Below are 20,862 nucleotides of genomic sequence, written 5' to 3'. Positions count from 1 at the left end.
CTATTCAGTCGGTCAAAACCAAAACATGACCGACTTATGTTCTAACAGGATTATTGATGAAAAAAGTATTCGCACTTTTATTTATGAGCTTCTCAGTATTTGCTTCTCCGAAAGAAGAGTTGAGTAGCCGCTTGTCGCTGAATGCAGGTTTTAGCGCTGACTTTAAACAAGTTGTCACCAGCCCTGACGGTGATGTTGTGATGGAAGGCGAGGGCACAGTAGAGATTGCACGCCCTAGCTTGTTCCGTTGGGAAACGACTTTCCCTGATGAAAACCTATTGGTCTCTGATGGTCAAAGCTTGTGGTACTACAGTCCGTTCATTGAACAAGTGAGCATTTACTGGCAAGAACAAGCCACATCGCAAACGCCATTTGTATTGCTGACTCGTAACCAAGAAAGCGATTGGGACAACTACAACGTCGCGCAAACGGGTAACCAATTTACGCTAACGCCAACGGCTGTGGACTCTAATCAGGGCGATTTCCAGATTAACATCACCGAGAAAGGCATTGTTCAGGGCTTTAATGTGATTGAACAAGACGGCCAAAAAGGTGAGTTTACCTTTAACAATGTTGACTTAGGTAAACCTGCTGCTGACCGCTTTACTTTTGTGGCGCCAGAAGGTGTCGAGGTCGACGACCAAAGAAACTGATCCAAACTGGCAGATCGTTTGGTAGTAAGTCGATAGGCATTGATGCCATCAACGAATCAAGAGATTGCAATTGAGTAATTACAGCTTAGATTTTGCAAGGGACGAAGATTTTCGTCCCCTTGCTGCTCGTATGAGACCTGAAACTGTTGAACAGTATATCGGCCAGCAGCATATATTAGGTCCAGGTAAACCCCTTCGCAGAGCGTTGGAGGCGGGCCATATCCACTCCATGATTTTATGGGGGCCTCCGGGCACCGGTAAAACCACGCTGGCAGAAGTGGCAGCTAATTACGCCAATGCAGAAGTCGAGCGCGTGTCAGCAGTGACTTCGGGTGTAAAAGACATTCGTATCGCCATTGAAAAAGCGCGTGAGAACAAGCAAGCAGGGCGTAGAACGATTCTATTTGTGGACGAAGTCCATCGCTTTAATAAAAGTCAGCAAGATGCGTTCTTACCTCATATCGAAGATGGCACGGTTACGTTTATCGGCGCGACCACAGAAAACCCTTCTTTTGAGTTAAACAACGCTTTGTTATCACGTGCGCGTGTCTACAAACTGACTTCGCTTAATACTGAGGATATCTCCCTCGTCATTCGCCAAGCCATTGAAGATAAACAGCGTGGCTTGGGTGATGTGTCGGCTGATTTTGCTGATAACGTATTAGATCGTCTTGCGGAGCTGGTCAACGGTGATGCACGTATGTCGCTCAACTATCTAGAGCTGCTGTATGACATGGCGGAAGACAACGACAAAGGCGAGAAAGCGATAACATTGCAGTTGTTAGCTGAGGTGGCTGGTGAGAAGGTTGCTCGTTTCGATAACAAGGGTGATATTTGGTACGACCTAATCTCCGCCGTTCATAAGTCGATTCGAGGCTCTAATCCCGATGCTGCGTTGTATTGGTCGGCGCGAATGATTGCAGCGGGTTGTGACCCTTTGTATATAGTAAGACGCTTGCTGGCGATTGCTTCTGAAGATATTGGTAATGCTGATCCAAGAGCAATGCAGGTCGCAATGTCGGCTTGGGATTGCTTCACGCGTATTGGCCCAGCAGAAGGGGAGCGTGCGATTGCGCAGGCGGTTGTCTATCTAGCGTGTGCGCCAAAGAGTAACGCTGTTTACACGGCTTGGAAGCAAGCCTTAACGGATGCTCACAACCTTCCTGAATATGAAGTCCCTCATCATTTACGTAATGCACCCACAACTTTGATGAAGGACATGGGCTACGGGCAAGAATACCGTTATGCTCATGATGAACCAGGTGCCTACGCCGCTGGAGAAAAGTATTTGCCGCCTGAAATGGGCGAAACACAATACTATTTCCCAACAAAACGAGGCTTAGAGACCAAAATTGGCGAGAAGCTAGATTATCTGGCGGATTTGGACGCAAAAAGCCCACAAAAACGCTATGAAAAGTAGTCTTTTTTGGATATCGTTACCTAGTCATAAAAATTCAATTAAATCGTTACAAATTGGTCGAAATAGCACCAGTTTTAGGGGTTTAGCAGTGATTCAGTAGCAATCTACTGAATATTCAAATAACTAAAGCATAGGATTAGCAATGCTGGATTCTAAATTACTTCGAGCTGAGCTGGATGAAACAGCGGCAAAATTAGCACGTCGAGGCTTCACCCTTGATGTAGAGACAATTCGTGAACTTGAAGAAAAACGTAAGTCCCTTCAGATGAAAACTGAAGAGCTACAAGCGTTACGTAACTCTCGATCGAAGTCCATTGGTCAAGCGAAAGCAAAAGGCGACCATGAAGAAGCTGAGCGTATCCTTGCAGAAGTAGGCAACTTAGGCGCAGAACTAGACCAAGCTAAAGTAACATTGGCTGAGCTTCAATCTGAGCTAGAAACGATCACAATGTCAATTCCTAACCTACCTGACGCAGAAGTGCCAGATGGTAAAGATGAAGACGACAACGTAGAAGTTTCTCGTTGGGGTCAACCTAAGACTTACGACTTCGTAGTGAAAGATCACGTGGATCTTGGCGAAATGTCTGGCGGTCTTGATTTTGCTAGCGCAGTTAAAATCTCTGGTTCTCGTTTTATCGTGATGAAAGGCAAATTCGCACGTCTACACCGTGCTATTGCTCAGTTCATGCTGGACCTTCACACTGATGAGCACGGCTACACAGAAATGTACGTACCGTACCTAGTGAACCACGATAGCCTATACGGTACTGGTCAACTTCCTAAGTTCGGCGAAGACTTGTTCCACACAAGCCCGCTAACTGAGCAAGTAAGTGATGTACCGCTTAAGACGTTATCGCTTATCCCTACTGCGGAAGTACCGGTAACGAACATGGTTCGTGACACGATTACTGATGAAGCTGAACTGCCACTTAAGATGACAGCTCACACTCCATGTTTCCGTTCTGAAGCGGGTTCTTACGGTCGTGACACTCGTGGTCTTATCCGTATGCACCAATTCGACAAAGTTGAATTAGTACAAATTACTAAGCCAGAAGACTCAATGGCAGCGCTTGAAGAGCTAACAGGTCACGCTGAGAAAGTACTTCAACTTCTAGAGCTTCCTTACCGTAAAGTGATTCTATGTACGGGTGACATGGGCTTCGGTTCTGCGAAAACTTACGACTTAGAAGTCTGGGTTCCAGCACAAGAGACATACCGTGAAATTTCTTCTTGTTCAAACATGTGGGATTTCCAAGCGCGTCGTATGCAAGCTCGTTTCCGTCGTAAAGGCGAGAAGAAACCTGAACTTGTACACACACTTAACGGTTCTGGTCTTGCTGTTGGTCGTACTATGGTTGCTATTCTTGAGAACAACCAAGAAGCAGATGGCCGTATTGCTATCCCAACAGTACTTCAACCATACATGGGCGGCGTAACGCACATCGGCTAATGCCAATTTTGGTTAATCAAATTTAGATTAATCTGACTTGTTAGAATATTTAAAAGGCTTTGCTGTAATGGCAAAGCCTTTTTTGTATGCGGACGTTGTTTAAATAGAAGCTACATATATGAGAAGGCAGCCTCGGAAGTATTGTTTGCTTGTTTCCAGGCCAAGTCTGCTTGCTTACATGCCAGAAGCGCCTTTCGGTAATAGTTTTGATAGTTGTTTTGTGTCAGCTCATCAATCGTATAAAGCTGTGTGATCACTTCGTCACATTGCTTGATGATGGTTAGCACTTGTTTTGCACCCATTGAATCAGGCCAAATAACAGAGAGCAATTTTATCGTATTCATACATACGTTCTTGATCATCGGACATCGTTTATGAATATCTAAGTAAGCAACAAGCACCTGTTTGTAGTCTGACTTTGCTAGTTTGATGCCGATATTCTTCTCTTTGAGCCAGTTCATTTTTGCGGTGTTGCGATGTTTCATCTCAGTGCACATCGTTATCTGACTTGAAACCACTGTCTCGCTCGCTGTTTTCACTATCAACATGCTGCAACGGTTTTCCGCAATTTTAAACTCGTTTTCACAGCTCATCCTATCCAATAACCATGCATGGTGATAAATCACAGGGAAGGCATCAAAGTCATTCTTATCGTGCAATGCGGTTAGTATAGTGACTGCTTTTTGATATTGGTTAGCTTCCATCGCGATGTGAGCTGCGATAAGTGCTAAGTCAGTTTGAAGCCCTGATCTTGCCTCGGTAGTGATCTTCGAAATTAAGTAATTGACGTGACCCAAATTCGCTTGCTTATCGATGCCATCTGAGGCGCAATAGAGCAAGAATCGTATATGACTTAGCTTCATATATAGGTTGTCTCGAAAGGTGTCCTTATTGATTTGCACATGGTTTTGGTAGTGGAATAGTGCTGTTTTAGTATCATTAACCGATAAGCATAGATTTGCGATTGCAAGCTCTCTCTCAGAGTTACCTGGTGTTAGTTTACTCGCTAACTTGAAGTGAGCAATGGCTGCCGGAACCTTATTGCTGATCAGGTTTACTTGAGCTGCTTGGTCTCGATACAAAGTGCAGGTTGGCGCAGAATTGATCAAACTTTCAATCATCGACTGTGCTTCGCTAAGCTGCCCCAAATTCGCAAGGCTGTTTGCTAATCCTGCTTGAGCCCAATCAAAACTGCCTTCATCTATCGCTTTCTGATAGACATTCTTGGCTTCCTCGTAGAGCTCTAGTTTTGATAGAAAGCTCCCTCGAAATTGCTGGATTGTTGCGAAGTATTCGGGATGAAACGCGGCAAGCCCTTCGCAATGCTCTAGGCCCGCTTCATAGTTATTTTCTCTCTCAGCCTTATAAATGTCTTGTAAAATCAGCTTCTTCCTTAAGGAACTGGTGATGCGCTGTTTTAGAGTTTCGCGGTTAAACGGTTTTAACAAATAGTTGTCAGGTCGTAGTTCAAGGATAGGGCGTATCGATAGAGCTGAATTTTCACCTGTAACAAGAATAAATATTCCGTCATCTTTTAATCTGTTGGCTTGCTTCAATTCTTCAAATAGCTGTTTGCCGTTGATCGTGTTACCAAAGTTGTAATCACAAATGATGACATCAAAAGTTGTGTCATTCGTGATGGTCATTGCAACACGAGGTGATTTCGCAATGGCAATCAAACGTTCTGAAAAACCAATATGAACCAGCATGTTACGAATAGTTGATAACACTATCGTTGAGTCATCAATGATAAGTGCATTTAGTTGGGTTAATTTCATGCTTACTTTAAATTATTTACTGACGTGAATTACGTAGCTATTGCGGATTGTCTTGATGTCTTGCACGACCGACAAAACAAGAAGCGTTAGGTTTCTACGAAGTTGATATAAGCCTTCGCTAGAATTGGATTCTTTTTCTGCGAATATTTTTATCTAATAGGAGTTAAAAATATTGGCTAATTTGATTCTGAGATGAACTCGAATAAGGAAGGTCATTCATTATATTCAGTACCAAAATGGCGCGTATTTTATGACGGCTTTTTACCCGATAGGTAACACTCTTTTGCTAATTGTTTTTATGGAGAGGATTAAATTTATTTGTGGGGTTTTTCGAGTTCAAATCAAAGATAAAACAATGGCTTGGGGTGTGTTTGTTGGCTGGTTTTTCACGTGAAGGATAAGCCGCCATTAGTATTTTATGGGCGGCTTATAGGTTTTCTAAATGATGTTTGTTAAATCAACTTGGTTTGAAGCAAGCAGATTGTTGGAGGGCTTTATCAATAGATGAAACAAGTTGTTCGATGTGCTCAGCCTTGCTAATGAAAGGAGGCATCATATAAATCAACTTACCGAACGGACGTATCCAAACGCCTTGTTCAACAAAGTGAGCTTGTATGGTTTCCATATCGACAGGTGTGTGGGTTTCAACGACGCCTATAGAGCCCAACCAGCGAACATCTTTGACAAGATCGTGCTCGAGTAGAGGCGGTAGTAACTCAGAAAAGAGTTGTTCAATCTGATGAGTCTGATTTTGCCAATGACCTTGCTCTATGATGGACAAACTTGCCGCACCTACAGCACAAGCTAAAGGGTTGCCCATGAAGGTTGGCCCGTGCATAAAGCACCCGGCTTCACCGCCACATACCGTGTCGGCGACTTCTTTACTCGCAAGTGTCGCTGACAGCGTCATATAGCCACCAGTTAGCGCCTTACCTACGCATAAAATATCCGGTTGAACATCGGCATGTTCGCAAGCAAACAGTTTCCCTGTACGACCAAATCCAGTCGCAATCTCATCCAAGATCAGCAATACGTTGAATTCATCACACAGCAAGCGAACCTGTCTCAGAAATTCAGGATGGTAGATGCGCATGCCGCCAGCACCTTGAACGATAGGCTCTAAGATCACGGCAGCAACTTCTTGATGGTGATTTGCCAGCTTTTCTCGAAAGCTGTTGATGTCGTTTTCGTCCCATTGATCCCAAAACCCCGTTTTTGGCGAATCAGCAAAAATGTGCTCAGGCAAAAAGCCTTTGTAGAGGCTGTGCATCGAGTTATCTGGATCGGTCACCGACATTGCCGCAAAGGTATCACCGTGGTAACCATCTCTCAACGTGAGGAATTTTGAACGAGGTTGCCCTTTAGCGTGCCAGTATTGGAGAGCCATCTTGAGACTAACCTCCACGGCTACTGAACCTGAATCAGCCAAGAATACGTGCTCGAGATTATTTGGTGCTAGGTTCAAAAGTTTCTTACATAAATCGATAGCAGGCTGGTGGGTGATACCTCCAAACATAACATGCGAAACCTTATCGATTTGGCTGTGAGCTGCAGCATTGAGCTCTGGATGATTGTAGCCGTGGATGGTTGACCACCAAGAGGACATACCATCAATAATTCGTTTTCCGCCCTCTAATTCTAGGTAAACGCCGTCTGCGTTAGTGACTGGGTAGCAGGTCAGAGGTGTCAACGTTGATGTATAAGGATGCCAGATATGCTGGCGGTCAAAGGCGAGATCCATAGTAACTTCCATTCTTGGTGTGGCTAATAAATAACCAAATGTAAACTTTTGATATTATCAATGTGTTGACAGTCTAAAGCTTGTCGGTAGACTATCCAAGCATAAATACAATCTCTATTGATAGAGATGTAACATCAAATAATAAAAAAGGATCGACACGTGGAAGTTCGTCATGACTGGACAGTTGCTGAAGTAAGAGCACTGCTTGAAAAACCGTTTATGGATTTAATGTTTGAAGCTCAAGTGGTTCATAGACAGTACCAAGAGCACAACCACGTGCAGGTGAGTACACTGTTATCGATTAAGACAGGTGCTTGTCCTGAAGACTGTAAGTACTGCCCTCAGAGTGCTCACTACCGAACGGATGTCGACAAAGAACGCTTAATGGAAGTCGAGCGTGTTTTGGATGCGGCGCAAAAAGCTAAGAACGCGGGCTCGACTCGCTTCTGTATGGGCGCGGCATGGAAAAACCCGAAAGAACGCGATATGCCTCACCTAACTGACATGATCAAAGGTGTGAAAGGCATGGGCCTAGAAACATGTATGACACTAGGCATGTTAACGCCTGATCAAGCAGGTGAGCTAGCGGACGCAGGTTTGGATTACTACAACCATAACCTTGATACGTCTCCGGAGTTCTACGGAAGCATTATCACCACTCGTACTTACCAAGACCGTTTAGATACGCTATCTCATGTGCGTGATGCCGGTATGAAGATCTGTTCTGGTGGTATTATTGGCATGGGCGAAAGTACTAATGACCGTGCAGGCCTGCTTGTAGAGCTTGCGAACCTTCCTGTTCACCCAGAAAGTGTACCAATCAACATGCTCGTAAAAGTCAAAGGCACACCGATGGAAAACGTCGATGATGTTGAGTCTTTCGACTTCGTCAAACTGATTGCGATTGCTCGCATCATGATGCCTATGTCTGCGGTTCGTTTATCAGCAGGCCGTGAGAACATGAACGAACAGATGCAAGCGATGTGTTTCATGGCGGGTGCGAATTCTATCTTCTACGGCTGTAAGCTACTGACTACGCCAAACCCAGATGAAGACACGGACATGCAGCTGTTTAAGAAGTTAGGTATCAACAGCCAACAGGTGGCTCAGAAGCCTGACGAAATTCAAGAAAATGAACTGTTAGATCAAGTGGTGGAGCGGGTTGCTGCTCGTCCAACGAAAGATGACATGTTCTACGATGCCACTGTTTAAATCTCGCATCAAAAGTGCCCTTGTTCATCGCCGTGAGCAGGGGTTAACTCGTCAACTGAAGGTGCTCGAAAACAGTAATGGCCCTTTGCTTACTAGCGAAGGTTCTAGCTTCATTAATTTTTCGAGTAATGATTACTTAGGCTTGGCAAACGATTCTGAATTGGTTGATGCGTGGCAAGTGGGGCTTTCCCAGTATGGTGCTGGTAGTGCGGCATCGCCATTGGTCACGGGTTTTAGTCCTGCTCATCGAAATTTAGAGACTCAGCTGTGTGAATGGCTTGGCTTTGAACGCGCCATTCTCTTTAACTCTGGTTTCAGTGCTAACCAAGCTTTGTTGTTTTCTCTGCTCGAAAAAGACGACTTTCTGTTGCAAGACAAACTTAACCACGCCTCTTTGATGGAAGCGGGGATGCTTTCACCTGCAACCATGAAACGCTTTAAGCACAACGACACGCAACATTTAGAGTCGCTATTGAGTCAAACTCCACAATCCTTGGTCGTGACTGAGGGTGTATTCAGCATGGATGGTGATCAAGCGCCTCTCCGTCAGATATCTAGCCTGACTAATCAATACGACAGTTGGTTGGCGGTTGATGATGCCCACGGTATTGGCGTATTAGGTGATAACGGGGCAGGGAGTTGCAACGCCGCACAAATCTCACCTGATATCTTGGTGGTGACCTTTGGTAAAGCATTTGGCCTTTCTGGTGCTGCGATTCTTTGTTCGTCAGAAGTGGGTGATTACTTAACTCAGTTTGCGCGTCATCATGTGTATTCGACGGCAATGCCACCTTCACAAGCGGTGGCTTTGTCTCATGCATGTCAGATGATTCAAACGCAAGAGTGGCGTCGTGAGAAACTCACGGAGCTAGGTGCGCTCTATGCAGAGCAGATGAATGGTGTGAAAGGTTTTATTGATACTCAGACGCCGATCAAACCATTTTTAATCGGCGAAGCCCAAGCAGCACTATCTATTGCTGAAGAGTTAAAGCGCAATCAAGTTTGGGTAACGGCAATAAGGCCACCAACGGTGCCTATTGGGACTGCTCGTTTGCGTATTACCTTAACGGCGAACCATAGTCAGGAACAGATTCTTCAGTTAACTGACTCGTTGCTTCAAGCAATAGAGCGAAGCAACGACTCTGGAAGCCAGCCAAGCATAGAATCAAGCTTTGAATTAAAGAAAGAGGCTCAGTAAATGTCACAAGAAGCAGTAGTGCATAATTACGTAAGCCAAGATAAGAGTGCGATTGCTGAAGCCTTCGGCAAAGCAGCTGCAACCTATGACAAACACGCTGAGTTTCAGCGCGATGTAGGCCACCGACTATTGGATAAGCTACCGAGTGACCTCTCTGGGTTAAAGGTGCTCGATCTAGGTTGTGGTACAGGGTATTTCTCTGAACAGTTAGTTAAGCGAGGTGCTGCAGTGGTATGTGCTGACCTTTCCAATGGAATGTTGGACGAAGCAAAACAGCGCTGTGGTGTATCAGTCTCTTCATATCAACAAGCCGATGCCGAGCAATTACCGTTTGAAGACGGGCACTTTGACATTGTTTTCTCTAGTCTTGCGTTGCAATGGTGTGACGACTTGTCGTCGCCTTTGAGAGAGATGAAGCGTGTTACAGCGGTTGGTGGACGTGTTATTTTCTCAACTTTGCTTGATGGATCACTGTTTGAACTGAAAAAGTCGTGGTCCAAAATTGACGCACATCAACACGTTAACCATTTTATTACAATCAATCAGGTAAAAATTGCGTTAGCGCAATCTAGCTGTACGGCTCATCAACTAGACTTGCCCACCATCACCGTTTGGTACGACACTGCGTTTGAACTGATGCGCGACCTTAAAGGTATCGGCGCTAATCACGTAAGTGGTCGCTCACAAGGTTTAACAAGTCGCCGAATGTTGCAGCTTGTTGAGCGGGAATATAGAGAGTTTAAAAACCATCAAGGTTTCTTACCAGCAACATATCAAGTTTGTTTAGGGGTTATTCAATTATGATTGATGCATTATTCATTGCAGGTACGGATACCGAAGTGGGAAAAACTGTGGTTTCAAAAGCGATTCTTCAAGCTTTAGCCGCACAAGAGTTATCAACAATAGGCTACAAGCCAGTTGCCGCAGGGTGTGAACAATCCCCTGAAGGGTTACGTAATAGTGATGCACTGCATCTTCAAGAAGCTGCGACGCAAGATATCGCCTACGAAGACGTTAACCCGTATGCGTTGTTGCTACCATCATCACCACACATTGCAGCAAAGTATGATGGTGTGGTGATTGATGAAACCGTATTATCAGTTAAGTTGGCAGAGCATAAGCAAAACTCTGACATCGTGTTAGTTGAAGGTGCTGGTGGTTGGCGTGTACCGGTTTCTGATGAAGAATATTTGTCTAGCTGGGTCAAAAAAGAGCAGCTGCCAGTGGTATTGACGGTCGGTATTAAGCTTGGCTGTTTGAGTCATGCACTGCTAACCGCAGAAGTGATTCGTGCTGATGGACTGAACCTAGTGGGTTGGGTTGCAAACCGCATTAACCCAGGTACTGAACATTACGCCGAAATTATAGCGATGCTTGAAGATAAGCTAGGTGCACCGAAGTTAGGTGAAATTCCGTATGTGCCAAGAGCAAAGTCTAAGAACATTGGTAAGTATATTGATATACAGCCATTGCTCGACCTTTAAACTTCGAGTTATACGTTAAACAAGAAAAGGGCTGCGATTGCAGCCCTTTTGCTATGTTAAGCCTTTTGGCCATGAGTTTATAAACAACTGGCCTTTGAACAAGTCGCTATGGGTTAGTGTTCTTTTGTAAGTCCCATTAGTGCTTGCTGTGTTTCTGTGATTTTTGTCTGTGCCGTTTGCGGTGTTAGGATCCCAATCTGCTTTTTTGCTTCTTCTTCAGTAATCCCTAGGTGACAGCACAGTAAATCGATAGCCATTTGAGTGTTAGTACCTTCAACCATGATTCTTCCCTTTTTGTACATGGACTAGCCAATAAATCATCTGAAGCCACTGTAAACGGATTGTTATACCGACACCATACGACTTAGGTCTAATAGACTGGAGGTGATTCGAATATGGTCTCGTAATCAAATGTTGCAATTTAATGCTTAACCTTGTTTTCTTAATCTAAGACTATATGTATAAGTAAGTATAAGTCTTCAAGGTTGGAATAAATTGCTGTCTGCCTTGTCTATAATAATAAGTTTTATAAAAACAGCTTTCATGCGGAGATAAGTAATGAAGCGAGTAATGTTGTTCCTTGCAACCAACCTAGCGGTTGTATTGGTACTAAGTGTTGTTCTTAATATTGTATACGCAGTTACAGGTATGCAACCTGGTAGCCTATCAGGCTTATTGGTGATGGCTGCAGTATTTGGCTTTGGTGGCTCATTCATTTCATTGATGATGTCAAAGAAAATGGCGCTACGATCGGTAGGCGGTATGGTCATTGAAAGTCCACGTAACGAAACCGAACATTGGTTGATGGAGACAGTAAGCCGTCAGTCTCAACAAGTTGGTATTGGTATGCCAACGGTGGCGATTTACGATTCGCCAGACATCAACGCGTTTGCGACGGGCGCTAAGCGTAATGATTCATTAGTAGCAGTCTCTACGGGTCTGCTACACAACATGACGCGTGATGAAGCTGAAGCAGTGTTAGCGCATGAAGTGAGTCACATCGCGAACGGTGATATGGTGACCATGACGCTAATGCAGGGCGTGGTGAACACGTTCGTTATCTTCCTATCTCGTTTCATCGCCAACATTGTTGCGTCGAATGACAACGAAGAAGAGGGTGGCAGCAACATGATGGTGTACTTTGGTGTGTCTATGGTGCTGGAATTAGTATTTGGTTTCTTAGCAAGCTTCATTACGATGTGGTACAGCCGTCATCGTGAATTCCATGCCGATGCAGGTGCTGCGCACTTAGTAGGTAAAGAGAAGATGATAGCAGCACTAGAACGTCTTAAGGTGAGCCATGAGCCACAACTAGAAGGTTCTATGATGGCATTTGGTATCAACGGCAAGAAATCGCTTACTGAGCTTCTGATGAGCCACCCACCACTAGACAAGCGTATTGCGTCTCTACGTAACATGTAATCGCTACGTAATTCTCGTCGCTAGTCGACAAGAGACCTTTTAAAGGCTTCCTTCGGGAGGCCTTTTTTGATCTTGGTGTTCAAGACAGTAAGTATCCGAGGGATATGTGTCTGGTGATAGAGGGTTACTAGTGATGAAGCGTTGCGATATTTATTGGTTGATATAGCACGGACTGACATGTGTAGGGTAATTAGGAGGGGGGCTATGTTCTTTTGATTACAGCTCTTGCTCAGTGCACTTTCTTCCGCTCAACAAAAAGGCTTCCACATGGGAAGCCTTAGTCTATTCTGTGATTCGAAATTCGAATCTTACAGCTTGTCAGTTAGCTCGATAGCTTGACCGATGTAGTTCGCTGGTGTCATCTCTTTCAGACGAACTTTCTCGTCTGCAGGGATTTCAAGGCCGTCGATGAATGCACGCATGCCTTCGCCATCTACACGTTTACCACGAGTTAGCTCTTTTAGCTTCTCGTATGGTTTCTCGATGCCGTAACGGCGCATTACTGTTTGTACTGGTTCTGCTAGTACTTCCCAGTTCTTGTCTAGTTCAGCAAGTAGCGCTTCACGGTTAACTTCTAGCTTGCTAATACCTTTCAGAGTCGAAGTGTATGCAATGATAGCGTAGCCAACACCAACACCTAGGTTACGAAGAACCGTAGAGTCAGTAAGGTCACGCTGCCAGCGAGAAACTGGAAGTTTTTGTGCAAGGTGGCTGAATACTGCGTTTGCTAGACCAAGGTTGCCTTCAGAGTTTTCGAAGTCAATTGGGTTAACTTTATGCGGCATTGTAGAAGAACCGATTTCGCCAGCAATAGTCTTCTGCTTGAAGTGACCAAGAGCGATGTAGCCCCAAACGTCACGGTCGAAGTCTAGAAGGATAGTGTTGAAACGAGCAACAGCGTCGAATAGCTCAGCGATGTAATCGTGAGGTTCGATTTGAGTTGTGTACGGGTTCCAAGTTACGCCAAGAGATTCAGTGATGAACTCTTCGCTGAACTGGTGCCATTCAACTTCTGGGTATGCAGAAAGGTGTGCGTTGTAGTTACCTACAGCACCGTTGATTTTCGCTAGGATCTCAACGTTTTCGATTTGCTTGTATTGACGTTCCATACGGTACGCAACGTTAGCCATCTCTTTACCCATAGTAGAAGGAGAAGCAGGCTGACCGTGTGTACGAGACAGTAATGGAATGTCACGGTACTCGTTCGCAAGTGCTTTGATAGCATCAATTACGTTACGGATTTCTGGAAGAATCACTGTGTCACGAGCTTCTTTAAGCATAAGCGCGTGAGATGTGTTGTTGATGTCTTCAGAAGTACATGCAAAGTGAATAAATTCGTTTACAGCGTGAAGTTCAGGAACGCCAGCAACTTTCTCTTTCAAGAAGTACTCAACCGCTTTAACGTCGTGGTTAGTCGTGCGCTCGATCTCTTTGATACGTAGAGCATCTTCTTCACTGAAGTTAGCTGCTAGTTCATCAAGAAACTGGTTAGCTTCTGCACTGAACGCTGGTACTTCTTTGATTGCATCTGTAGCTGCAAGCTTTTGTAACCAACGAACTTCAACGATAGAGCGGTACTTTAGTAGGCCAAACTCACTAAAGATGCTGCGTAATGCAACAGTCTTGCTTCCGTAACGGCCGTCTACTGGTGAAACAGCAGTCAATGCTGACAGTTCCATGGTGTTCTCCTGAATTGAGTTTTCTAAATTTTGAGAGGTTTATACCAGTAACAATCTCAATTGTCACGCATATTGCGCAATCGTTTGCGTGAGAGTTGTGTTGGTACAAAAAACAAGCTCGCGACGAGGCGCGAGCTAATAAATTACATGCGAGCTAGCAGGATTTGAGCCTGCTCGATCATCTTCTTGCGACCGAAGATAAGGTGGCGACGTTTACCGCCAACTTGACGCCATAACACAGCGCTTCGAATTCCTGATAGCAGCAGGGCACGAACCTTATGCTGGCTCGACGTCTGTTGAAGTACAGCTGGCGTCCCAGAAACCTGAATACGCGGGCCGATAGGGCTCACAACATCAAGGTAGATACTGGCTAGGTTGCTGATCATTTGCTCGTCAAACAGATCAAAGTGTTCAGTTTGACGTTCTGCAGTTTGAATACGATCGCCAAGCTGAGACATAGAGTCGTTACGAGAAGATAGCTTACGCTCAAGTGCCATCAAGCTGATGATGTAGCGAGTAATATCGCTACCAGCTGGAGTACTATCGATACCTTTTACTAAGCACTCAAGGCCAAGCTTTAGGTTCGCTTCACGTCCAAAGACACCCACGGTGTTCGCCGGGTTGGTATTTAAAATAGCATTGAGTGAAGCTTCGAAGGCATCTTTATCACAATGGCCGTCTTTCGCTACTTGTTGAACCAAAGCCACAGCTTGGCAAATTCCAGCGAAAGCAATAGTACGGTCATAAAGTGTATTAGCCACGTAGTAACTCCTAGTTGTCTTCTATTGTTTGTCGTTCGATTATTGGTTAGATGCGCTTTTCAATGATACCACCACCAAGACATACGTTGTCTAGGTAGAACACTGCTGATTGACCTGGGGTCACCGCAATTTGTGGTTCGTCAAAAATAACCTTAATGTTCTCATCATCAATTGGGATGATTGTACAAGGAATATCGGTCTGACGGTAACGTGTTTTTACCGTGCACGTCATAACTTCAGTAATTGGTGTGCGATTAACCCAATGAAGCTGAGAAGCGATCAAACCTTCTGATTTTAAAAGAGGGTGGTCTTTACCTTGTACCGCGATCAGAACATTACGTTTAAGATCTTTTTCACCAACAAACCATGGTTCTTCATTACCGCCGCCACCTTTGGTGCCACCGATATGCAGGCCTTTACGTTGGCCTAGTGTGTGGTACATCAAGCCTTGGTGTTGCCCAATAACTTGGCCTTCTGGTGTCTCGATGTTTCCCGGTTGAGCGGGTAGGTATTTGCCTAAGAACTCAGTGAACTTGCGCTCACCAATAAAGCAGATGCCTGTTGAATCTTTCTTTTTCGCAGTGATCAAGTCTTGCTCTTCAGCAATACGTCGTACTTCTGGCTTCTCTAATTCACCCACAGGGAATAGGCTGCGTGCCACTTGATCTGAGCTTAGCGTATAAAGGAAATAACTTTGGTCTTTATTGCCGTCTAGGCCGCGTAGCATTTCTGGCTTCGCACCAGCGTTTAGCTCTTCTTGTGTTGGGAAAGTACGACGAACATAGTGACCCATCGCGATGTAGTCTGCGTCTAAGACTTCATCCGCAAACTCTAAGAATGCTTTGAATTTGATTTCTTTGTTACAAAGGATATCTGGGTTCGGTGTACGACCCGCTTTGTATTCTTCCAGAAAGTACTCGAATACATTATCCCAGTACTCTGCTGCAAAGTTGATAGTGTGAAGGTGGATACCTAACTTGTCACATACCGCTTGAGCATCAGCAAGGTCTTCAGCTGCCGTGCAGTATTCTTCGTTATCGTCTTCTTCCCAGTTTTTCATGAAAAGGCCTTCTACCTGATAGCCTTGTTGCTGAAGAAGATACGCCGATACTGACGAATCTACACCGCCGGACATACCGACAATTACTTTCTTTTCGCTGTTTCCAGAGCTGATATCTGACATGTCTAAACACCGTTACTATTACTTGGTCGCAGATTCTAACAGAAAGAGAAACGCCGTGACAGATCCGAGACTGGAATCACAGTTTCATTTGCACAAATAGTGCGCTGACTTTGTTAGAGAATCGCATGAGAGCGAGGTGAGTCGCTAGGATGTCAGAAGTATATGTGGCATAGTCGCTCGAAACCCAAGACCTGAGATAAAAAAATGTCTGAACAAAACGAATTTATGCAAGAAGAAGAGCTGATTGAGATTATCGAGAACCAGCTTGAAGATGGCGAACCAGTGAAAGTGAAAGAGACGTTGATGCGTTTAATGATGACTGGCACTCCACGTGAAGAAGCAATTGCGGCTATGGCATGTGCACTGGCAATTGAAGTATTTGACGTTATGAAAAACGGCGCGGAGTTTAATCAAAAACGTTACGCAGAGCATTTGGGCATGCTGCCTGATTTAAGCTTTATGGAAGGCGAATAAAAAAAACCTTCAGCAAACGTTTGCTATAGTTTGAAAGATTGCCGCGTTAAATATAGCGCGGTAGAATCCGCCACCTATTTCCCCTTGACTTAGACTAGCCCTATGAAATTCCCTGGACAACGTAAATCAAAGCACTACTTTCCGGTTCACGCTCGTGATCCTCTAGTGAGCCAAGCTCAAAGCAGTAAAAGAATGTCACGCACTCATATTATCGGTATTGACCAAACATTGGTGGATATTGAAGCAAAGGTGAGTTCTGAACTTATTGAGAAGTATGGTTTGAGCAAGGGACATTCACTGGTTATTGGCGACGCAGCCGCTGAATCTTTATATCAAGAATTAAAAGAACAGTGCCTGATTACCAATGAATACGCTGGTGGCACAATTGGTAACACATTACACAATTACTCAGTATTGGCGGATGACCGTTCTACACTGTTAGGTGTAATGAGCCAAGATATTAAGATTGGTAGCTACGGTTACCGCTATTTATGTAATACATCAAGCAGAATGGATCTGAACCATTTACAAGGGGTAGATGGCGCAATTGGTCGCTGCTTTGCATTAATTACAGAAGACGGTGAACGTACTTTCGCAATTAGCGAAGGACAAATGAACCAATTAAAACCAGAAAGCATTCCTGAAAAAATCTTCAAAAGTGCTTCTGCTTTAGTTTTAACGGCTTATTTAGTTCGTTGTAAGCCAGGCGACCCGATGCCTGAAGCAACAATGAAAGCGATCGAATACGCGAAGAAATACGATGTGCCAGTCGTGCTTACACTAGGTACTAAGTTCGTTATTCAAGATGATCCAGAATTCTGGAAAGATTTCCTTGAGCAACACGTAACGGTTGTTGCAATGAATGAAGACGAAGCTGAAGCATTAACGGGTGAAAGCGATCCGCTTGCTGCATCAGATAAAGCGCTAGAGTGGGTAGACCTTGTTCTATGTACTGCGGGACCTGTTGGCCTATTTATGGCTGGTTATACAGAAGATGCAGCTAAGCGTGAAACGTCATTACCGTTGTTACCAGGCTCGATTGCTGAATTTAACCGTTATGAGTTTAGTCGTCCCGCACATAAAGATTTATGTGAAAACCCAACTAAAGTGTATTCGCACATTGCGCCATACATGGGTGGTCCAGAAAAGATCAAAAATACCAATGGTGCAGGTGATGCTGCGTTATCAGCTTTATTACATGATATGGCTGCTAATAAGTATCACAAAGAAAACGTGCCGAACTCAAGTAAGCACCAACATTCATTCTTGACGTACTCTTCGTTCTCACAAGTTTGTAAATATTCTAACCGTGCTAGCTATGAAGTGTTGGTTCAACACTCTCCACGTTTATCTCGTGGCCTTCCTGAAAGAGAAGATAGTCTAGAAGAAGCGTACTGGGAAAGATAAGGCATTTTTTTGATTTATATTTCACTATTAGAAATATAAAAAAGGCTCCGAAAGGAGCCTTTTTTGTTTCTGAATATATTGAAGCCGTAAATAATACTTTAGTCGACTTAAATATTAATTCTATTGCTTAGTGGGTTATTGATTATTCACTTAGCAAACTCGATGCCTTAAAGAGCAAACTCTTCTAGAGATTTACCAGCATCTAGTTGTTCTTGGATAGCTGAAGGCGTACGGCCTTGACCTGTCCAAGTTTTTTCGTCGCCATTCGCGTCTACGTATTTGTATTTCGCAGGGCGAGGAGCGCGTTTAGATTTTGTTGTTTTAGATTTTGCTTCACCAGAAAGTGCAGCAATAAGATCGGCAACATCGATTCCGTCTTTTGCAATTTGTTCTGCGATAGCAGAAAGCTTAGCTTCTTGCTCTGCTTTTGCTGCGCGTTCTTCAGCTTCAGACTCTTGACGTTCTTGTACAACAATAGTCAGCTTGTCTAGCGCTTCTTCAAGTTGCTCAAGAGTTAATTCACGTGAGAACGCACGAAGGCTACGGATATTTAATAGAGTTTTTGTTAATTCAGACATGATATTTCCCATCAAGGTAAACTAAATAATCCTCCTAATAATAAACAGAGCCTAAGAATAAAACAAATAGTATTTCTTCTATTAGTTATTTAAATAAAAAAATGAGACGAGTGTTTTAAGATGAAAAGATAGACCTCTAATGAACTTATAATAACTATTAAGAATATCTTAAAAAAAACAGGTGATATCTGATATGTGTTAAGTGGAGTAATCCGTAAAAGTTGACTATTCTTCTATTGATTACTTCATTAACAAAAAGCTATTTTTCTCGGAATGATATGTTGCATTGTTGCTCTTGATGGGTACAATTGCGGCTACCTGATGCGGTGCTTTGGTTAATCTGTTGTTAAACTCTGGTTTACACGGTTAATAATGTTACCGCACGTAGAGGTGCAATTATAAAGAGTAGTTTTCGTTGGGGTGATGCCAATGAACGGGAATGAAAGGTGTAATTGCCGAAGTAAATTGTATATCTAAGCAATTTGCTGGGGTTGTGCTCAATAGGTACAACACTGCCATAGTCTTAATTTTAAACTATGGAGCGCTACTGTAGGGTTGGGTGAAGTGTTCACTTCCCTTTCGCTTAGTTCAACATGAGCTTGATAAGCCGTATCAAGTTTATCTGCAGTAGATCTCTAGCCAAATAAAAAACTGGTTTTTGAAGATCATGAATTTAATAGATTTTGCAACATCGCCTTTATCGCTGCTTCCTCCCTTGGTTGCCTTGACTCTTGCTATTGTTACCCGCCGTGTATTAGTTTCCTTGGGTGTCGGTATCGTCATGGGTGCGATTCTACTTGCTGACTACTCAGTAGGTAACGCAGCTAGCTACGTCTTTACTAAAGTATCTGGTGTTTTCATCGAAGATGGTGGTATTAACACTTGGAACATGAGCATCGTTGCTTTCCTAATTATCCTTGGAATGACAACGGCATTATTAACACTGTCTGGCGGTACTCGCGCATTCGCTGAGTGGGCACAGTCTCGTGTTAAGAGCAAACGTGGTTCAAAACTACTTGCTGCCTTTTTAGGTGTATTCATCTTTGTTGATGATTACTTCAACAGCTTAGCGGTAGGTGCCATCTCTCGCCCTGTAACTGACCGCTTCTACGTATCTCGCGCTAAGCTAGCTTATATTCTAGATTCAACTGCTGCTCCTATGTGTGTGATCATGCCGGCTTCTAGCTGGGGTGCTTACATCATCACTATCATTGGTGGCATCTTAGTGACACACGGTGTGACAGAGTATTCTGCACTGGGTGCTTACGTTCGCCTTATCCCAATGAACTTCTACGCTGTGTTCGCACTATTAATGGTGTTTGCCGTTGCGTGGTTTGGTTTAGATGTTGGCAAAATGCGCGAGCATGAGATTGAAGCCTCTCAAGGCCGTGGTTTTGAAGGTGATAATGATCAAAAGCAAGCGCACGATCTAAACGAAGAGCTGGATATTCAAGAGAGCGAAAACGGTTCTGTTTCTGATCTCGTTATGCCAATCGTAGCGTTAATCGTCGCGACGGTTGCAGCAATGCTTTACACCGGTGGCCAAGCGCTTACTGCTGATGGTCAAGCATTCAACTTACTTGGTGCATTTGAAAATACAGATGTAGGTAAGTCTCTGGTTTACGGTGGTGTGATTGGTTTACTCGTTGCGCTAGCAACGGTATTCAAACAGAAACTACCTATGGCTGATATCACAAGAACAATGTGGATTGGTGCAAGCTCAATGTTTGGCGCTATCCTTATCCTTGTATTTGCATGGACGATTGGTTCTGTTATTGGCGACATGAAAACAGGTTCGTACCTATCCTCTCTAGCAACAGGTAACATCGATTACCACTGGCTACCGGTTATCTTGTTCCTTCTTGCTGGCCTAATGGCGTTCTCGACAGGTACATCTTGGGGTACGTTCGGTATCATGTTACCGATTGCGGGTGACATGGCTGCAGCCTCTGACATCGCGCTAATTCTTCCTATGCTAAGTGCGGTTCTTGCGGGTTCTGTATTTGGTGACCACTGTTCTCCAATCTCAGATACAACGATTCTGTCTTCTACAGGTGCGCGTTGTAACCACATTGACCACGTATCGACTCAGCTCCCTTACGCGCTGTCTGTGGCGTTCGTATCGTGTATTGGTTTTATCACCCTAGGAATGACATCATCAACTGGCATTGCATTTGGCGCAGCGTCTCTAACGTTTGTTGCGGTATGTTTTGCATTGGCTTATTTCTCTCGTTGCAAGATAGCAACGTGTAAAAGCTAATCATCATTTGATTGAATAATGAGAAGGGAGGCGTTTGCCTCCCTTTTTTTGTGTTCGTTAATTTAATTTTAAATTTCGTGAAAAAAGTTCGAATAAATGGTTGAAAAAGGGTGTCAGCTTAGTTAGTGTGGAGACAAGACAGCAAACAACCTAAGAGCTGAT

The 20,862-nt window shown here is 44.1% G+C and carries 18 protein-coding genes and 1 riboswitch; of the genes, 11 read left to right on the top strand and 7 right to left on the bottom strand.

Annotated elements, in window-relative coordinates; translation table 11 throughout:
- The first annotated feature begins 56 nt into the window (after nt 1–56).
- The 3 genes from lolA to serS all read left to right on the top strand — a co-directional run bounded on the left by lolA (nt 57) and on the right by serS (nt 3,523).
- The gene (gene lolA, locus ACED53_RS00435; RefSeq protein WP_029222615.1) at nt 57–653 is read left to right on the top strand and encodes an outer membrane lipoprotein chaperone LolA; all 597 of its coding nucleotides are present in this window, start codon (nt 57–59) and stop codon (nt 651–653) included.
- Nucleotides 654–717: 64 nt separating this feature from the next.
- Nucleotides 718–2,073 (top strand): replication-associated recombination protein A, encoded by a 1,356-nt coding sequence (locus ACED53_RS00430; RefSeq protein WP_017101620.1) that lies wholly within the window; start codon nt 718–720, stop codon nt 2,071–2,073.
- A 142-nt stretch (nt 2,074–2,215) separates the two neighbouring features.
- Nucleotides 2,216–3,523: a serine--tRNA ligase gene (serS, locus tag ACED53_RS00425; protein ID WP_017101621.1), complete on the top strand. Its 1,308-nt coding sequence runs from the start codon at nt 2,216–2,218 to the stop codon at nt 3,521–3,523.
- Nucleotides 3,524–3,633: 110 nt separating this feature from the next.
- Here the strand turns inward: serS and ACED53_RS00420 are convergent, their stop codons facing one another.
- Together ACED53_RS00420 and bioA are read right to left on the bottom strand one after the other, a co-directional pair.
- Nucleotides 3,634–5,301, bottom strand: a complete 1,668-nt coding sequence (locus ACED53_RS00420; RefSeq protein WP_017101622.1) for a response regulator — start codon at nt 5,299–5,301, stop codon at nt 3,634–3,636.
- A gap of 457 nt (nt 5,302–5,758) precedes the next feature.
- Entirely contained in the window at nt 5,759–7,042 is a 1,284-nt protein-coding gene (gene bioA, locus ACED53_RS00415) for an adenosylmethionine--8-amino-7-oxononanoate transaminase (protein ID WP_017101624.1), read from the bottom strand.
- A gap of 159 nt (nt 7,043–7,201) precedes the next feature.
- On the opposite strand from bioA, the gene bioB reads away from it, so the two are divergent.
- The 4 genes from bioB to bioD are packed head-to-tail and all read left to right on the top strand — an operon-like array spanning nt 7,202 to nt 10,936.
- Nucleotides 7,202–8,254, top strand: a complete 1,053-nt coding sequence (gene bioB, locus ACED53_RS00410) for a biotin synthase BioB (protein ID WP_009848820.1) — start codon at nt 7,202–7,204, stop codon at nt 8,252–8,254.
- Entirely contained in the window at nt 8,241–9,452 is a 1,212-nt protein-coding gene (gene bioF / locus ACED53_RS00405; RefSeq protein ID WP_029225570.1) for an 8-amino-7-oxononanoate synthase, read from the top strand. Before bioB ends, bioF begins: the two co-directional genes overlap by 14 nt.
- Nucleotides 9,453–10,256, top strand: coding sequence for a malonyl-ACP O-methyltransferase BioC (gene bioC, locus ACED53_RS00400; protein ID WP_009848818.1), 804 nt, complete (start codon nt 9,453–9,455; stop codon nt 10,254–10,256).
- Nucleotides 10,253–10,936 carry a dethiobiotin synthase gene (bioD, locus tag ACED53_RS00395; protein WP_029225571.1) on the top strand — a complete coding sequence of 228 codons (684 nt, stop codon included), beginning with the start codon at nt 10,253–10,255 and terminating at the stop codon, nt 10,934–10,936. Before bioC ends, bioD begins: the two co-directional genes overlap by 4 nt.
- 113 nt (nt 10,937–11,049) lie before the next feature.
- Here bioD and ACED53_RS00390 read toward each other — a convergent pair whose 3' ends face one another.
- Complete coding sequence (locus ACED53_RS00390) at nt 11,050–11,217, bottom strand: hypothetical protein (RefSeq protein WP_017078977.1); 168 nt, start codon at nt 11,215–11,217, stop codon at nt 11,050–11,052.
- Between the two features lie 277 nt (nt 11,218–11,494).
- Here ACED53_RS00390 and htpX point away from each other — a divergent pair, with 277 nt between their 5' ends.
- Complete coding sequence (gene htpX, locus ACED53_RS00385) at nt 11,495–12,358, top strand: protease HtpX (RefSeq protein WP_017098153.1); 864 nt, start codon at nt 11,495–11,497, stop codon at nt 12,356–12,358.
- Nucleotides 12,359–12,666: 308 nt separating this feature from the next.
- On the opposite strand, the gene purB is transcribed toward htpX, so the two are convergent.
- The 3 genes from purB to mnmA all read right to left on the bottom strand — a co-directional run bounded on the left by purB (nt 12,667) and on the right by mnmA (nt 15,981).
- Entirely contained in the window at nt 12,667–14,037 is a 1,371-nt protein-coding gene (gene purB, locus ACED53_RS00380; protein ID WP_009848814.1) for an adenylosuccinate lyase, read from the bottom strand.
- Between the two features lie 143 nt (nt 14,038–14,180).
- Nucleotides 14,181–14,798, bottom strand: a complete 618-nt coding sequence (gene hflD, locus ACED53_RS00375; protein ID WP_019822494.1) for a high frequency lysogenization protein HflD — start codon at nt 14,796–14,798, stop codon at nt 14,181–14,183.
- Between the two features lie 46 nt (nt 14,799–14,844).
- A complete protein-coding gene (gene mnmA / locus ACED53_RS00370; protein WP_017101628.1) occupies nt 14,845–15,981 on the bottom strand; it encodes a tRNA 2-thiouridine(34) synthase MnmA in 1,137 nt (378 codons plus the stop codon).
- A gap of 204 nt (nt 15,982–16,185) precedes the next feature.
- On the opposite strand from mnmA, the gene ACED53_RS00365 reads away from it, so the two are divergent.
- Together ACED53_RS00365 and ACED53_RS00360 are read left to right on the top strand one after the other, a co-directional pair.
- Nucleotides 16,186–16,455 carry a hypothetical protein gene (locus ACED53_RS00365; protein WP_010439986.1) on the top strand — a complete coding sequence of 90 codons (270 nt, stop codon included), beginning with the start codon at nt 16,186–16,188 and terminating at the stop codon, nt 16,453–16,455.
- Between the two features lie 102 nt (nt 16,456–16,557).
- Complete coding sequence (locus tag ACED53_RS00360) at nt 16,558–17,862, top strand: inosine/guanosine kinase (protein WP_017101629.1); 1,305 nt, start codon at nt 16,558–16,560, stop codon at nt 17,860–17,862.
- Between the two features lie 167 nt (nt 17,863–18,029).
- Here the strand turns inward: ACED53_RS00360 and ACED53_RS00355 are convergent, their stop codons facing one another.
- Nucleotides 18,030–18,440: an H-NS family nucleoid-associated regulatory protein gene (locus ACED53_RS00355; protein ID WP_012604381.1), complete on the bottom strand. Its 411-nt coding sequence runs from the start codon at nt 18,438–18,440 to the stop codon at nt 18,030–18,032.
- 377 nt (nt 18,441–18,817) lie between these two features.
- A riboswitch (Lysine riboswitch) is annotated at nt 18,818–18,995 on the top strand.
- A gap of 112 nt (nt 18,996–19,107) precedes the next feature.
- Between ACED53_RS00355 and ACED53_RS00350 the strand changes: the two genes are divergently transcribed.
- Nucleotides 19,108–20,700 (top strand): Na+/H+ antiporter NhaC family protein, encoded by a 1,593-nt coding sequence (locus tag ACED53_RS00350; RefSeq protein WP_029223134.1) that lies wholly within the window; start codon nt 19,108–19,110, stop codon nt 20,698–20,700.
- The last annotated feature ends 162 nt before the right edge of the window (nt 20,701–20,862 follow it).

This window comes from Vibrio sp. 1F169 (genome assembly GCF_041439605.1).
In the GTDB taxonomy this organism is placed as follows: domain Bacteria; phylum Pseudomonadota; class Gammaproteobacteria; order Enterobacterales; family Vibrionaceae; genus Vibrio; species Vibrio tasmaniensis_A.
This window is presented reverse-complemented; position numbering and strand designations above follow the sequence as displayed.